This window comes from Roseivivax sp. THAF197b (assembly GCF_009363255.1).
GTDB lineage: Bacteria > Pseudomonadota > Alphaproteobacteria > Rhodobacterales > Rhodobacteraceae > Roseivivax.
On record NZ_CP045318.1, the window covers coordinates 1,721,576 to 1,734,585 of the forward strand.

General features: G+C 61.3%; 12 protein-coding genes and 1 pseudogene. 7 read left to right on the forward strand and 6 right to left on the reverse strand.

From position 1 onward, the window contains the following. The first annotated feature begins 116 nt into the window (after positions 1 to 116). Both FIV09_RS08580 and FIV09_RS08585 read left to right on the forward strand, forming a co-directional pair. Positions 117 to 2,405, forward strand: a complete 2,289-nt coding sequence (locus FIV09_RS08580) for a copper-translocating P-type ATPase (RefSeq protein WP_371417773.1) — start codon at positions 117 to 119, stop codon at positions 2,403 to 2,405. 48 nt (positions 2,406 to 2,453) lie between these two features. After that, the gene (locus tag FIV09_RS08585) at positions 2,454 to 3,785 is read left to right on the forward strand and encodes an APC family permease (protein ID WP_152449579.1); all 1,332 of its coding nucleotides are present in this window, start codon (positions 2,454 to 2,456) and stop codon (positions 3,783 to 3,785) included. Between the two features lie 7 nt (positions 3,786 to 3,792). Here FIV09_RS08585 and FIV09_RS08590 read toward each other — a convergent pair whose 3' ends face one another. Further along, complete coding sequence (locus tag FIV09_RS08590; protein WP_092813095.1) at positions 3,793 to 4,437, reverse strand: hypothetical protein; 645 nt, start codon at positions 4,435 to 4,437, stop codon at positions 3,793 to 3,795. Between the two features lie 94 nt (positions 4,438 to 4,531). On the opposite strand from FIV09_RS08590, the pseudogene FIV09_RS08595 reads away from it, so the two are divergent. The 3 genes and pseudogenes from FIV09_RS08595 to FIV09_RS08605 all read left to right on the forward strand — a co-directional run. Continuing rightward, positions 4,532 to 4,651, forward strand: a pseudogene (locus FIV09_RS08595) (IS5/IS1182 family transposase); the annotation flags it as partial. Next, the gene (locus FIV09_RS08600; protein ID WP_092813098.1) at positions 4,639 to 5,361 is read left to right on the forward strand and encodes a cytochrome c biogenesis CcdA family protein; all 723 of its coding nucleotides are present in this window, start codon (positions 4,639 to 4,641) and stop codon (positions 5,359 to 5,361) included. The pseudogene FIV09_RS08595 and the gene FIV09_RS08600, both read left to right, overlap by 13 nt. A gap of 193 nt (positions 5,362 to 5,554) precedes the next feature. Beyond that, positions 5,555 to 6,220, forward strand: coding sequence for a L,D-transpeptidase (locus tag FIV09_RS08605; protein ID WP_007803448.1), 666 nt, complete (start codon positions 5,555 to 5,557; stop codon positions 6,218 to 6,220). Between the two features lie 47 nt (positions 6,221 to 6,267). On the opposite strand, the gene FIV09_RS08610 is transcribed toward FIV09_RS08605, so the two are convergent. Next, positions 6,268 to 6,555 (reverse strand): hypothetical protein, encoded by a 288-nt coding sequence (locus FIV09_RS08610; protein ID WP_369817429.1) that lies wholly within the window; start codon positions 6,553 to 6,555, stop codon positions 6,268 to 6,270. A gap of 345 nt (positions 6,556 to 6,900) precedes the next feature. Here FIV09_RS08610 and FIV09_RS08620 point away from each other — a divergent pair, with 345 nt between their 5' ends. Then, positions 6,901 to 9,087, forward strand: coding sequence for a cation-translocating P-type ATPase (locus FIV09_RS08620; protein ID WP_007803450.1), 2,187 nt, complete (start codon positions 6,901 to 6,903; stop codon positions 9,085 to 9,087). On the opposite strand, the gene FIV09_RS08625 is transcribed toward FIV09_RS08620, so the two are convergent. Continuing rightward, positions 9,081 to 9,356, reverse strand: a complete 276-nt coding sequence (locus FIV09_RS08625; RefSeq protein WP_012187175.1) for a hypothetical protein — start codon at positions 9,354 to 9,356, stop codon at positions 9,081 to 9,083. The genes FIV09_RS08620 and FIV09_RS08625 overlap by 7 nt on opposite strands. Before the next feature lie 97 nt (positions 9,357 to 9,453). Here FIV09_RS08625 and mntR point away from each other — a divergent pair, with 97 nt between their 5' ends. Next, positions 9,454 to 9,912: a manganese-binding transcriptional regulator MntR gene (gene mntR / locus FIV09_RS08630; protein WP_008327326.1), complete on the forward strand. Its 459-nt coding sequence runs from the start codon at positions 9,454 to 9,456 to the stop codon at positions 9,910 to 9,912. Positions 9,913 to 10,173: 261 nt separating this feature from the next. Here the strand turns inward: mntR and lnt are convergent, their stop codons facing one another. The 3 genes from lnt to FIV09_RS08645 are packed head-to-tail and all read right to left on the reverse strand — an operon-like array spanning position 10,174 to position 13,002. After that, positions 10,174 to 11,745, reverse strand: coding sequence for an apolipoprotein N-acyltransferase (lnt, locus tag FIV09_RS08635; protein ID WP_152449580.1), 1,572 nt, complete (start codon positions 11,743 to 11,745; stop codon positions 10,174 to 10,176). Next, a complete protein-coding gene (lspA, locus tag FIV09_RS08640; RefSeq protein ID WP_007803461.1) occupies positions 11,742 to 12,215 on the reverse strand; it encodes a signal peptidase II in 474 nt (157 codons plus the stop codon). The genes lnt and lspA overlap by 4 nt, the downstream gene beginning before the upstream one ends. Positions 12,216 to 12,219: 4 nt before the next feature. Further along, complete coding sequence (locus tag FIV09_RS08645; RefSeq protein ID WP_054540603.1) at positions 12,220 to 13,002, reverse strand: ZIP family metal transporter; 783 nt, start codon at positions 13,000 to 13,002, stop codon at positions 12,220 to 12,222. Between the last annotated feature and the right edge of the window lie 8 nt (positions 13,003 to 13,010).

Here is a 13,010-nt window from a genome sequence, read left to right on the forward strand (position 1 = left end):
TGACCCTCCTGTGGATGGAAGCCCCAAGCAAGAGAAGCATTCTCGGAAAGGACCGCAAAATGAGCACCCCCGACAGTTCTGAAACCACAGCAGCTTCCTCGGTATTCGTTTGCCCCATGCACCCTGAGGTGCGGCAGTTTGAGCCCGGCAAATGTCCGAAATGCGGGATGCACCTCGTGCCGGAATCGGAGCTCGAGGTCCATTCAGCACATGATCATCAAGAACACCACGCGGGTGCCACGCCGGCCGATGGCCGATATGATCTGGTTCCTACAGGACATGATGGTCCCATTTTCACCTGCCCGATGCACCCTCAGGTGCGGCAGCCTGATCCGGGCGCGTGTCCGATCTGTGGTATGGGATTGGAACTGGAATCCGGTGTGCCGGGCGATGAAGGTCCAAATCCCGAACTGGTGGATTTCACACGGCGGTTCTGGGTCGGCACAGTCCTGACGATCCCGCTCCTTGTCCTCACGATGGGGCCTTTCGTCGGTTTCCCCGCAGTCCGGACTTTTTTTGGCGAAAGCACCACACAATGGATCGAATTGATCCTGGCAACGCCAGTGGTCTTGTGGTGCGGCTGGCCGTTTCTGGAACGCGGATGGAATTCGTTCCGCACATTGAACCTCAACATGTTCTCGCTGATCGGCATGGGCGTTCTGGCCGCTTGGCTGTTCAGCGTCGTTGCTGTTCTCGCACCGGACATATTCCCTGATGGGTTCCGAGACGCCGAAGGCCATGTCGGCGTCTACTTCGAGGCGGCGGCGGTGATCGTGACGCTCGTTCTGCTCGGCCAGGTGATGGAGCTGCGCGCACGTGGAGGAACCGGAAAGGCGATCCGTGCGCTGCTCGACATGGCGGCCAAGACCGCGCAGGTCATGCGGGACGATGGCTCCGAAGAGGAGATCCCGCTGGAGGACGTGCAGGTCGGCGACCGGCTGCGCGTACGGCCCGGTGACAAGGTGCCTGTCGATGGCGTGGTTCTGGACGGCCGGTCCTCGGTCGACGAAAGCATGATCTCCGGTGAACCCGTGCCGGTCGAGAAGACCGAGGGCGACCCGCTGACCGGCGCGACGATCAATGGCACCGGCAGTCTGGTGATGGAGGCGACGCGTGTCGGGTCCGACACGATGCTGGCTCAAATTGTCGAGATGGTGTCGAACGCGCAGCGCTCGCGCGCCCCGATCCAGAAATACGCCGACAAGGTGGCGGGATATTTCGTTCCGGCCGTCATCGGTATCGCGGTCCTGTCCTTCATCGCCTGGGCGATCTGGGGGCCCGCGCCTGCGCTTTCCTACGCATTGATTTCGGCGGTGGCGGTTCTGATCATCGCCTGTCCTTGTGCGCTTGGCCTGGCGACACCGATGTCGATCATGACAGCGACAGGACGGGGCGCTCAGGCAGGGGTGCTGATCAAGAACGCCGAGGCGCTGGAGCGGTTCGAGAAAGTCGATACCCTGATCGTCGACAAGACCGGCACGTTGACCGAAGGCAAGCCGCGGCTTGTCGACGTACTCCCGCAACCCGGCCACGACGAAGCCGAGGTCTTGCGTCTCGCCGCATCGCTTGAGCGCGGATCGGAGCACCCCTTGGCCGAAGCGATCGTCAGGGGTGCGGAGGAGCGAGATGTCAAAATGGACGAGGCACGGGACTTCGAGGCGGTCACTGGCAAGGGCGTCAAGGGGGTCGTTGACGGCAAAGCGGTCGCGCTCGGCAATTTGGCGATGATCCGCGAATTGGGGCTCGAGGCGGGCGCGTTGACCGCCAAGGCCAATGCCCGCCGCGACGAAGGCGAGACGGTCATGTTCGTTGTGCTGGATGGCGAGATCGCCGGTCTAGTTGCTGTCGCCGACCCAGTGAAGGAGACCACGCCAGAAGCCATCGAGGATCTGCATGAACTGGGGTTCCGCGTCATCATGGCGACCGGCGACAACGAACGCACGGCCAAGGCCATCGGCACGCGGCTCGGAATCGATGAGATCCGGGCCGACGTGCTGCCGGAGGACAAGGCGCGGATCATCCTTGAGTTGCAAGAGGCGGGCCACAAGGTCGCCATGGCCGGGGATGGCGTCAACGACGCCCCCGCGCTCGCGCAGGCCGATGTCGGCATCGCCATGGGCACCGGCGCCGATGTGGCCATCGAAAGCGCGGGCGTCACGCTGGTCAAGGGCAACCTTGATGGTATCGTGCGTGCGCGGCGGCTCGCCCGGGCCACGATGCGCAACATCCGCCAGAACCTGTTCTTCGCGCTGATCTACAACGCCTCCGGCGTGCCGGTCGCGGCGGGAGTTCTGTTTCCCTTCTTTGGCATCCTCATCAGTCCGATGTTTGCTGCCTTCGCCATGAGCGCGTCGTCAATCTCGGTGGTGCTCAATTCGCTGCGCCTTCGCGGCGTTCGTATCTAGAAGCGCGCAACAGCGTTCGGACGAACCAAAATTAAAAGGGGGCCATTTATGCAGAGCGAAAAAGAAACGTACCGCGAAAATTCCATCAGTCTGGGCGGAGCCGTTGCGATGGGGACAGGCGTGATGATCGGCGCTGGAATCTTTGCGTTGACGGGGCAAATCGCGCAGCTCGCCGGCCCGCTTTTCCCGCTTGCATTCATCGCCGGCGCGGTCGTCACAATCTTCAGCGCCTACAGCTACATCAGGATGTCGAACAAATGGCCGTCCTCGGGTGGCATCGCCATGATCCTGCAGAAATGCTATGGCCCCGGAGCCATCGCGGGCGGGGCCGCACTGCTGATGGCGCTCAGCATGGTGATCGCGGAAAGCCTCGTCGCCCGGACCTTCGCCACCTATGTCTTGCGCCCTTTCGATATCGAAGGTGGCCCATTGGTCCCCGCTCTGGCCGTGGCCGTAATCGTTTTCGCCTTTCTGGTGAACATGGCCGGAAACCGCTCGGTCGGGCTGTTTTCATTGATTATGGCAGCAATCAAGATCGGTGGCATAGCTCTGTTCGGCATCGCTGCTTTGTGGTCTAGTGGTTTTGCGTTCGCTGCGGCTTCCGAGACGCCTCAATCCTATGGCATCACGGGTTTCATAGCATCCACGGCGCTGGCTATCCTCGCCTTCAAAGGGTTCACGACGATCACCAACAGCGGGGCCGAGATCACCGAACCAAACCGCAACGTTGGCCGAGCGATCATGTTCTCGATCGGGATCTGCGTCGTCGCCTACCTGTTGGTCGCCTTCGGGGTTGGTTCGAGTCTGACGATCGAGGAGATCATCTCAGCGCGTGACTATTCTCTTGCACAAGCGGCGCAGCCCGCCCTTGGACAAACCGGCTTCATATTGACGGTGATCCTAGCCGCTGTCGCAACCGCATCGGGCGTTCTGGCCAGCGTCTTCGCGGTGTCGCGTATGCTGGCGATGCTGACCGACATGGAAATGATCCCGCACAGCCATTTCGGTATGTCCGGCCCTATCCAACGCCACACGCTGGTCTATACCGTTGTCATCGCCGCGACGTTGGCCGTGCTTTTCGATCTTGGCCGGATCGCATCCCTCGGTGCTTTCTTCTACCTTGTCATGGACATGATCATACATTGGGGCGTGTTCCACTATCGTCGAGCAGACGTCGGCGCCTCAGGTATCGTGCTTTTGACTGCCCTGGCGCTCGATGTAGTTGTACTGGCAGCTTTCACCGTGATGAAGCTTCAAAGCGACCCGATGATTGTTCTCTACGCGGCTGCTGGGATGATCGCTGTGTTCGCCTTCCAGCGCGTTTACTTGTCGCAATGGGTGGCACCGCAAGTCGCCCCCGCCCACGCCCACGGTGATTAGCCTGCCATCACCTGGCCTGAAGAGATGCGATGCCTTGTGCGCCGATCGTGATCAGCCCGACCGACAAGGCAAACGCAGCCAGGGCAAGCAGCATCACGCTTGTGTTCATGGGCAAGCGACGAACAATCGGTCCAAGAAATTCCGACCGCCCGAGAGCCGAAACGTAGAGCGGCAACGCGCTTATCATGGTCGCATAGAGGTAAACGCCGGAGATGTTCTCGAAAAACGCTGAGCGCGCAAGAGTCGGGGACACAACCGCCAAGGCGGTTGAACGATTGCCGCCGAATGACCCGAACCAGTCGGCAGATAGAACGTATATAAGCGCGTGTAGACCTGGAAAGAGAAGGGCTCTGAGCAACACATCGACCAGCACGAAAAACGCCGTGTCTCTTGAGCCCGCCTTTGGTTGCTTTGTCATAGCGAAAAGGAAAAAACTGACATAGTTGACGGCAAAAACTACGGGCAAACCGTTGGTCGCAACCTGCCTTAGAAAGCGCATGAGTGCCGGTCCGCCGGCAGCAAGAGCCGGAGCAAAGCCCGGAGCCAGTAAGACGTAGAACAACAGGACCGGCAGTAATGCAGCGAAGCTGAACAGCAGGACATTTCTAACAAACTGGGCCGCGGGCATACTGATAGAGAAAAATCTATCCATTGAAATAGCCTGCCATGTGGGCACCACTAGGTCGATGATACGTTATCGATCCCTCCCAAGCGGACGGAAGCGACAAGCCGGTTGCGGGCATTCCATGAGCAACCCATCTCCCGCCCGCTATCGTACGACCAACTGGTCCAGCTACAACGCATCGCTGCGCAAGCGGGGGTCCCTGCTGATCTGGGTCGACGAAGACATCACTTGGCGCGCGCCCTCACCGCCGCCCTCCTAGCCGGCACGATATCATTTCTGTCCCCCTGCGTGCTACCTCTTGTGCCAGGTTATGTCTCCTACGTAACCGGGCGCACAGCCGCTGAGGGCGGGGTGGTCGGCGCTTCGCCGTCGCGCGCGGTCTGGCTGAGCCTGTGTTTTGTCCTCGGCTTCTCCACCATCTTCATGGGGCTTGGCGCATCCGCGACTGCAATGGGTCAGGCCCTGCTTCGGTGGCGGTATGAACTCAACCTCGTTGGGGGCGGCATCATCATTTTCTTCGGGCTCTTCATGATAGGAGCCGCGCGTGTTTCGGTCATGGAACGCGACTTCCGATTCAATCTCAACATCCCCGGGGGCCAACCCGCTGCGTCCTATGTCCTCGGTCTTGCCTTCGGTTTCGGCTGGACTCCGTGCATCGGCCCGATCCTCGGCGCGATCCTGACAGCCAGTGCGGCGAGTGCCACGATGGGCGAAGGTATCATGCTGCTTGCCGTCTATTCCGCCGGCCTTGGAATACCGTTTCTGATCGTGGCCGGATCCACCGACCAGATCGCGGGACGGTTGCGGGCCATCGGCCGGGTTGGCCGCCGCCTCCACCAGCTTGCGGGCATAGTGATGATCTTGATGGGGCTGGCGATGATGACAGGGCAGTTGAGCGCGCTGTCATACTGGATGCTCGACGTATTTCCGGTTCTGGGACGGATCGGATAGCTCCATTAGTAGCAGCGTCTATTGATAACAGAAAATTTTCTTGAACCTCTAGTAGCTTTAGGAGTTAAGCCACCGACAAAGAACGGCACCATGGAGCAAGTTGCCAATAACGCCTCACTCCTTCCCGGGCGAACAACACTGCGTTCGGGGTAAGGTTCGGTTTGCCGTCCAATGCGTGAACGGAGCAATCTATATGCTGACAAGACGACATTTCATCCAGACGACCACCGCGCTGTTTTCGGCATCGATATCCAGCCCGCTCCTTGCAGACACGTGGCCTACCGATGCGCAGAAGGCAGCTTGGGACGCACAGGTTACACCTCCCGGCTACGACCCGGCCACGTCCAACCCTTGGGGCCTTCACCCTCGCTTCCTGCCACAGCGGGTCCTCGCGAAGGACGGACTTGTACCCGGTGATATCCATGTCGATGCTGTTGCGCGCTATCTCTACCACATCGAAGAAGGCGGCACGGCGATGCGCTATGGCGTGGCGATCGCGCGCGGTAAACTTTACGAACCGGGCACCTATACGATCAAGCGCAAGGTCAGGTGGCCGCATTGGCAGCCGACACAAAACATGATCGACCGCGACCCAGAGCTCTACGCCGATATCGCTGACGGTATGGAACCCGGACCTGAAAACGCGCTCGGATCGCGAGCCCTCTATCTCTTCGTCGGCGACCGAGACACCTATCTAAGGATTCACGGGACACCGTATCCAAGAAGCATTGGCGGCCGTGCGAGTTCCGGCTGCGTCCGAATGGTCATGGCACACATCAATGATCTCTATCCCAACGTCGAGATTGGCTCGACGGCATTCCTGTACTCGGCGGAAGACAGCGTCACCCCGAGAAGTTGACTGGCGCATCATGTGTTACGCGTGGGCTTGACGCATCTATGGGCTGATCAGGACTGGCGCGAAGTGCAGATGGGGTTGCCACCTGCCGAGCGTAGCGGAACCAAGGTGTTTTCCACCGGACCGCTGTGTTCATACCAATAACAGCCATCCTCGGGACGAAGCCGCGCCGTGGTGAGATCCTGACCAGGCGCAGCAAGGGCAATGACGGCCTCGGGAACACTTCCCACTTCGTTGCGAGCGCCGCCGTCGTCCAGCGTTGGCACCGCGCAGCCAGCAAGCACCAATGTCGCTGCGATAATCGGCGCGTTTCGTTTCTGCATGTCTACCTCACTCATTCTGATCGCTTCGTACCGGCAAGCGTTGCTCCAACCGCGTCGTTTCAAGGGGGCGGCTAGCTTCAAGCCTCCGCAGGGCGCCTTTCTTGCTGGACGAATATCCACTTGTTGCCCTTGAAGCTCTAGTTACTGTAGGGGCTATGTCAATGTGGAATCAATGAATCCTGAGGTCAATCCATGTCTTCCGACGGCAACCGCAACGATCACGGCCATCCGGGTGATCAAGAGCATTCTGACCCAAGAGGCAACTCCTGTTGCGACGCCAGCAAGGACGTCGCGTCCACGGCGCCAGCGCCGTCTGGCGGAAGGAGCTTTCAGGTCTCCGGGCTCGATTGCGCCGAAGAGGTGGCGATCCTGAACCGGGTTGTCGGGCCGAAAGTGGGCGGAACCGAACACCTGGCATTCGACGTGATCAACGGGCGAATGACCATCCTCGATAGCGCCGAGAGGATACCAGACGACGAAGTCACGCAGTTGGTCGCAACGACCGGCATGAGCGCCAAGCCATGGGATGCCGACAACGCAGCAGAGGACCAGGCGGCGCATCTGGCACGTCAGAAGCGCTTTACCTCGTTGAGCGGCGGCTTCTGGGCGGCGGGATTCCTTTTTCACATTGTCGAGACCGGCATGGGCGGCGCGCTCGGGCTCTTTGCGGGCCATGGCGAGGTGCCTATGCCTATGGTGGAAGCAGGGATCTTCGCCGTCGCGATTCTTTTTGGCGTCTGGCTTGTCGCGCCCAAGGCCTGGTCTTCGGCGCGGAGGCTTAGCCCCGACATGAACCTGCTCATGGTGGTGGCCGTCGCGGGCGCCATCGGCCTCGGCGAGTTTTTTGAGGCCGCGACGGTCGCCTTCTTCTTCTCGCTTTCGCTTTATCTTGAGAGCTGGAGCGTGGGGCGGGCGCGTAATGCGGTTTCCGCGCTCCTCGATCTGGCGCCGCCAACGGCGCGGGTTCTTTACGACGACGGATCTGAATCCGACGTTCCGGCCGCGGCCGTGGCAGTCAATGCAAGGTTTATCGTGCGCGGCGGCGACCGGATCCCCCTCGACGGTGAGGTCGTGGACGGGGCAGGGGCCGTCGATCAGGCCCCAATTACTGGGGAAAGCGCGCTAGTGCCCAAGGAACCAGGCGACGAGGTCTATGCCGGCACGATCAACGGCGAGGGCACACTGACGGTGCGGGCGACGAAGGCCGCCTCGGACACGGTGCTCGCGAAAATCATTCGCATGGTGGGCGATGCCCATGCCCGCCGCGCGCCGGTCGAACAGTGGGTGGCCAAGTTCGCGCGCATCTACACACCCATCGTGATGGCTTTGGCGATCGCCATCGCGCTGGTGCCGCCACTGCTGCTCGGCGGCGCCTGGGACTACTGGTTCTACAATGCTCTGGTCCTTCTGGTCATCGCATGTCCTTGCGCGCTGGTCATTTCTACGCCGGTCTCCATCGTGGCAGCGCTGACCGCGTCGGCACGGGCGGGGGTGCTCATCAAGGGCGGCGCCTATGTCGAGGCGCCGGGGCGGACCACGGCACTGGCGATGGACAAGACCGGGACGATCACCATGGGCGAGCCTGAGGTGGCGGCGGTTCACCCACTGGTCGGCGTTTCCGCACGCGATCTCATGGCGCTGGCAGCAAGCCTGGAGGCGCGGTCTTCACACCCGCTGGCACGCGCCATCCTCTCGCGCGCCGAAGCCGATGGTGTTTCCGTGTCTGCCGCAGAGGACACCCGTACCGTGCCCGGGCGCGGTCTGGAAGGACGCGCCGACGGGCGCGCTATCTGGCTCGGCTCGGATCGCTTCGCCGAAGAGAAGGGGTTCGGCAATGCCATTCCGGCGGATCTGCGGGATCGGATCGAAGGGGCAGGGAGCACCCTCGTTGCCGTGGGTGACGAGACCGGCGTGACCGGCGTACTGGAGCTTCGCGACCGCATCCGCCCAGATGCAAAGGGGATCGTTGCGCGTCTGCATGCGCAGGGTGTGAAGACCATCGTGATGTTGACGGGCGACAACGAACGCACCGCGCGCGCGGTGGCAGCCGAAGTCGGCATCGACGAGGTGCGCGCCGAACTTTTGCCAGAAGACAAGGTGACGGCCATTGAGGAACTCGTCGAAAGCCACGACATGGTGGCGATGATCGGCGACGGTGTGAATGACGCACCGGCCATGGCGCGGGCGCATTATGCCATCGCCATGGGCGCTGTCGGATCGGATGCCGCGATCGAGACGGCCGACATCGCGCTGATGACCGACGACATCGGCAAGGTACCCTGGCTTATCGGCCATTCGCGCCGTGCCATGACGATCATCCACCAGAATATCGGCATATCGCTGGCGACCAAGGCGCTGTTCGTCGGGCTGACCGCGTTCGGTATGGCCTCAATGTGGGGCGCCATTGCTGCGGATGTAGGCGTGTCTCTGCTGGTGGTCGCCAACGCACTTCGGCTCCTGAACGGCCATCAGGTTGAGGCCGGGCCTTCAGGCGGAGAACCGGTGGGCGAGCAGATGGCGAAAGGAGCACTGGCGCACGGTCATTGATCCGGCGGTTTCGGTAGCTCGATATCGCTTTTGCGGTCCAGCCACGCCAGCGCCCCGACAGAGAATTCCGAACCCCGGTAGGGTTCCGTCCAGGCGGTCTCGATGTCGTCCCAGGGCAGAGGCTCGAGATTTCCAAGAAAGAGCGTCAGACGGTAGGCCGCTGCCTCGGGAAGCCAAGGCGCCTCCTTGGCCGGCGTCGCGGCGACAGGTCCGGACAGGAGGAGCGCACTTGCGAGTGTGGCGAGCAGCACTCTCATAATATTTCGCATCACCACGGCCTCCAAAGTAAAAAGTTAGACATGGCTAACTTATCTACCCGAAGCAAACAAGTTGTCAATCCCGCTGTTTCGCTGCAAAGTCCCGAGTATGACAAAGCTACAATCACAAGGGCGTGAGCCATTCGAAGCGGTCGACCGGGCTCCCGAGGCGCAGGCCGATGGCTTTGCGACCGTGCGTCAGGCACATGAAAGCGAGATGGCGGAGGATTACGTCGAACTGATCGCGGAACTGATCGAGACGCGCGGGGAGGCCAGACCGGTCGAGATCGCCGAGCGGCTTGGCGTGAAGCCGCCGACCGTGACCAAGAACATCTCGCGGCTCAAGGCTGCTGGTCTGGTCCGGCGGGAGCCATACCGCGCGATATTCCTCACCGATGCCGGGCAGGACCTCGCGGAGATCTGTCGACGCCGCCACAGGGTCGTCGTCGCCTTTCTTCTGAGCCTGGGAATCGACGAAGAGACCGCGGAACGCGATGCGGAAGGGATCGAGCATCACGTCAGCGGGACGACATTGGAGGCGTTCGAGCGACGGCTCAATCAGAAATGAGCTCGCCTAGATGCACATTCGCGCGATTCTCTATCGGGACCTCGAGCTATCAGGTCTTCAAGCCGCTGACACGTTTGCGCAATTTCGAAGCTCGCTAGCCGAGAACCCGCGACAGCACGATGGTTGCAAACAGGGCGACAAGTCCGAAGGCGATCGCAGACGCTACCGCATATTGGAGGATATCCAGGTGATTCCCCCTCCTCCGTCGTGCCAGATAGCCACCCCAGATCGCGCCTCCGATAGCGCTCACGATCACAAGCATCAGGATACCTCCGTTCCAAAATGCCGCGCATCGGGATCTCGTCCGAGCAAACTGGCCAGCCAGCCGAAGACCCAGCACCCAAAAACAAGAACCAACAAGGTCCAGTCGCCGAACCGCGCATAGGGCGTTGGAGTACGCGCGCCCGGCAGGCCGGCATCAATGGTGCCTGTTTCCCCGGTATCAAGACGCGCGACGACATTTCCATTGGCGTCGATGATCGCGGATATCCCAGTGTTGGCCGCCCGGACCACGGGAAGTCCCTCCTCGACCGCGCGCATCCGCGCGGAGGCGAGGTGCTGCTCGGGTCCGATGCTGGTTCCGAACCAGGCATCATTTGTGGCGTTGAATATCCAGTCGGGGCGGAAAAGGTCATCGACCACGTGGCCCGGAAAGATGATCTCGTAACAGATCGCCACCGCGACCAGAGGCGCGCCAGGGATCGCCAGCGTGCGCGGCCCTGGTCCCGGCGTGAAATCGCCCAACCCTTCGGTCAGCCGCTCGATGGGCAGCCAGCCTTTCAGGGGCACATATTCCCCGAACGGAACAAGATGATGTTTTGCATACCCCGTCAGAACCTCCCCGCTGCCGTCATAGGCCTGAACCGTGTTGAAATATCTGGTTCCCCCATCGCCCTCCACTCGGTCAGGCGCACCTGTCAGTAGGATCCTGCCGTCTGGCAAAGCTGCAGATATCCGCGCGCGTGCCGCAGCATCTTCGTCCAGAAAGCCGGGGAAGGCCGTTTCCGGCCAAAGCAGCAAATCGAAACGTCCGGGTTGCGCGGACAAGCCCAGGTATTTTTCCAAGGTTCGCTGGCGGCTGCCCGGTACCCACTTCTCGACTTGTGGCACATTGCCTTGGACGATGCGCAAAGCAACGTCTGTCGGCGGCACGTCCTGCCCTGACCGAAGCGCACCGCCAACCCAGAAACCCGCCACAGCAACGGCGAAGAGCACGAGAACAGGCGCGCGTCTCTTTGGCGCCGCCACAGTCAACACACCTGGCAATATGCCGATGAAGACCGTGAGAAAGCCCAAACCGTAGCTTCCGACCCAGGCGGCGGGTTGGCGCAGGGCGGCATAGTCGACAAGGGCATAAGCGGCAAGGTTCCAGGGAAACCCTGTCAGGACATGACCCCGCAGCCATTCCGTGGCCACCCAGCAGGTTGCAAACAGCAGGCCCGCCGCAATGCCGCCGACAGCTCGGCGCTGCATGATGGCGGCAAAAAGCATCGCCGCCATGCCCGGGAAGATGGCAAGTCCGGCGGACAGACCCGCGACCGCCGGAATCGCCAGTGCGCCGAAACGTTCGGCATCGACGTAAAAGCTCTCGGCGATCCAGGAAATTCCAATCCCGAATTGGCCCAGTCCGAAAGCCCAACCGACAAGTAAAGCGCGCGAGGTTGAGATGTTCCGGAGAACGATAAAGAGCACGGAGAAGGCGACAGGGACCGCGATGAGCCAAGAAAACGGCGGAAGAGTCAAAACCGTCAATCCGCCGGCAGCAAGGGCAAGACCCATGCGCTGGAACAGGTTCAGGTCCTCACTAACGAACTGCGGCAATCCCGGCTTCATGAATCGGTCTGAAGTCGAGCGCCAACCCACGGCGCAATGAGCAGCAGCATCACGCCGCCAACCACAAAAACATCGGCCATGTTGAAGGCAGGCCAGTGCGCCGTCCCGATGTAGAAATCGAGGAAATCCGTCACCGCACGATAGCGCAGGCGGTCCAGAATATTGCCGAGTGCACCGCCGATGATCGCACCATAGGCAATGGCCTCGACCCGGCTGCTGGTACGGACCAGCATGAACGCCAGCCAGACGCAGATGCCAAGCGCCAGTAAGACAAGGCTCCACCACGGCGCGCCGCCGAGAAGCCCGAAGGTCACTCCGTCATTGCGCAGGTAGATGAGATTGAAGCCGGGAAAGACCGATACGCCGGAACTAAGAACAGTCGCATTGGACACAACGATTGCCTTCGTTGCCTGATCGACAAGAAAGGCGATCAGCGCAGCAAGCAGACCGACGAAGAGGCAAGTTCTCATCAGCTTATCCCAGCCAGACGTCGAGGAACAACATGATCACAAGACCAACGGCGAGGCCGAGCGTCGCCCTGTTCTGATGGCCGGATCGGTGGGTTTCCGGAATGATCTCGTGGCTGATGACGTAGAGCATCGCACCTGCTGCGAAGGCGAGACCCCAGGGCAGCAGCGGTTGCGAAAGACTGATAATCCCTGCGCCGAGAAGTCCACCGACGGGCTCGACGAGACCGGTCAGAGCGGCGATGCCCCAGGCGCGAAGCCTGGAATAGCCCTCGCCGAGCAACGAAACCGCCACCGCCAGACCTTCGGGGGCATTCTGTAATCCAATACCGATCGCAAGTGGCAACCCGCCCGACAAACCGTCAGCCCCGAACCCGACGCCGACGGCAAGCCCTTCGGGAAAATTGTGGATAGTGATCGCGATGATGAAAAGCCAGACGCGCCGCAGCGATGCGGCGTCGGGACCTTCCCGCCCCGTCTTGAAATGTTCATGCGGTAGCCGTTCGTTCATCAGAGCGACCGCGCCCATGCCAAGCAGGATCGCAACACATACGATGGCCGCCGGGAGAGCACCGTTGTCGAACTGTCCTTCAGCTGCGTCGAGAGCCGGGATGATCAGCGAGAAGAACGAAGCCGCGAGCATGACACCCGCCGCGAAGCCAAGCAGCAGATCGCGCGTGGCCCGGGACGGGATGCGCCCAAAAAGAACGGGGACCGCCCCGACCGCGGTCAGCGATCCGGCGGCCAGGCTTCCAAGAAAGCCAAGCGCTATGGGGGAGAGGGGTTCCAATTGTTAAG

Coding starts and splice junctions, on each gene's coding strand:
- FIV09_RS08580 (WP_371417773.1), top strand. CDS start 117: ATGCACCCTGAGGTGCGGCAGTTTGAGCCCGGCAAATGTCCGAAATGC.
- FIV09_RS08585 (WP_152449579.1), top strand. CDS start 2,454: ATGCAGAGCGAAAAAGAAACGTACCGCGAAAATTCCATCAGTCTGGGC.
- FIV09_RS08590 (WP_092813095.1), bottom strand. CDS start 4,437: ATGGATAGATTTTTCTCTATCAGTATGCCCGCGGCCCAGTTTGTTAGA.
- FIV09_RS08605 (WP_007803448.1), top strand. CDS start 5,555: ATGCTGACAAGACGACATTTCATCCAGACGACCACCGCGCTGTTTTCG.
- FIV09_RS08610 (WP_369817429.1), bottom strand. CDS start 6,555: ATGAGTGAGGTAGACATGCAGAAACGAAACGCGCCGATTATCGCAGCG.
- FIV09_RS08625 (WP_012187175.1), bottom strand. CDS start 9,356: ATGCGAAATATTATGAGAGTGCTGCTCGCCACACTCGCAAGTGCGCTC.
- mntR (WP_008327326.1), top strand. CDS start 9,454: ATGACAAAGCTACAATCACAAGGGCGTGAGCCATTCGAAGCGGTCGAC.
- lnt (WP_152449580.1), bottom strand. CDS start 11,745: ATGAAGCCGGGATTGCCGCAGTTCGTTAGTGAGGACCTGAACCTGTTC.
- lspA (WP_007803461.1), bottom strand. CDS start 12,215: ATGAGAACTTGCCTCTTCGTCGGTCTGCTTGCTGCGCTGATCGCCTTT.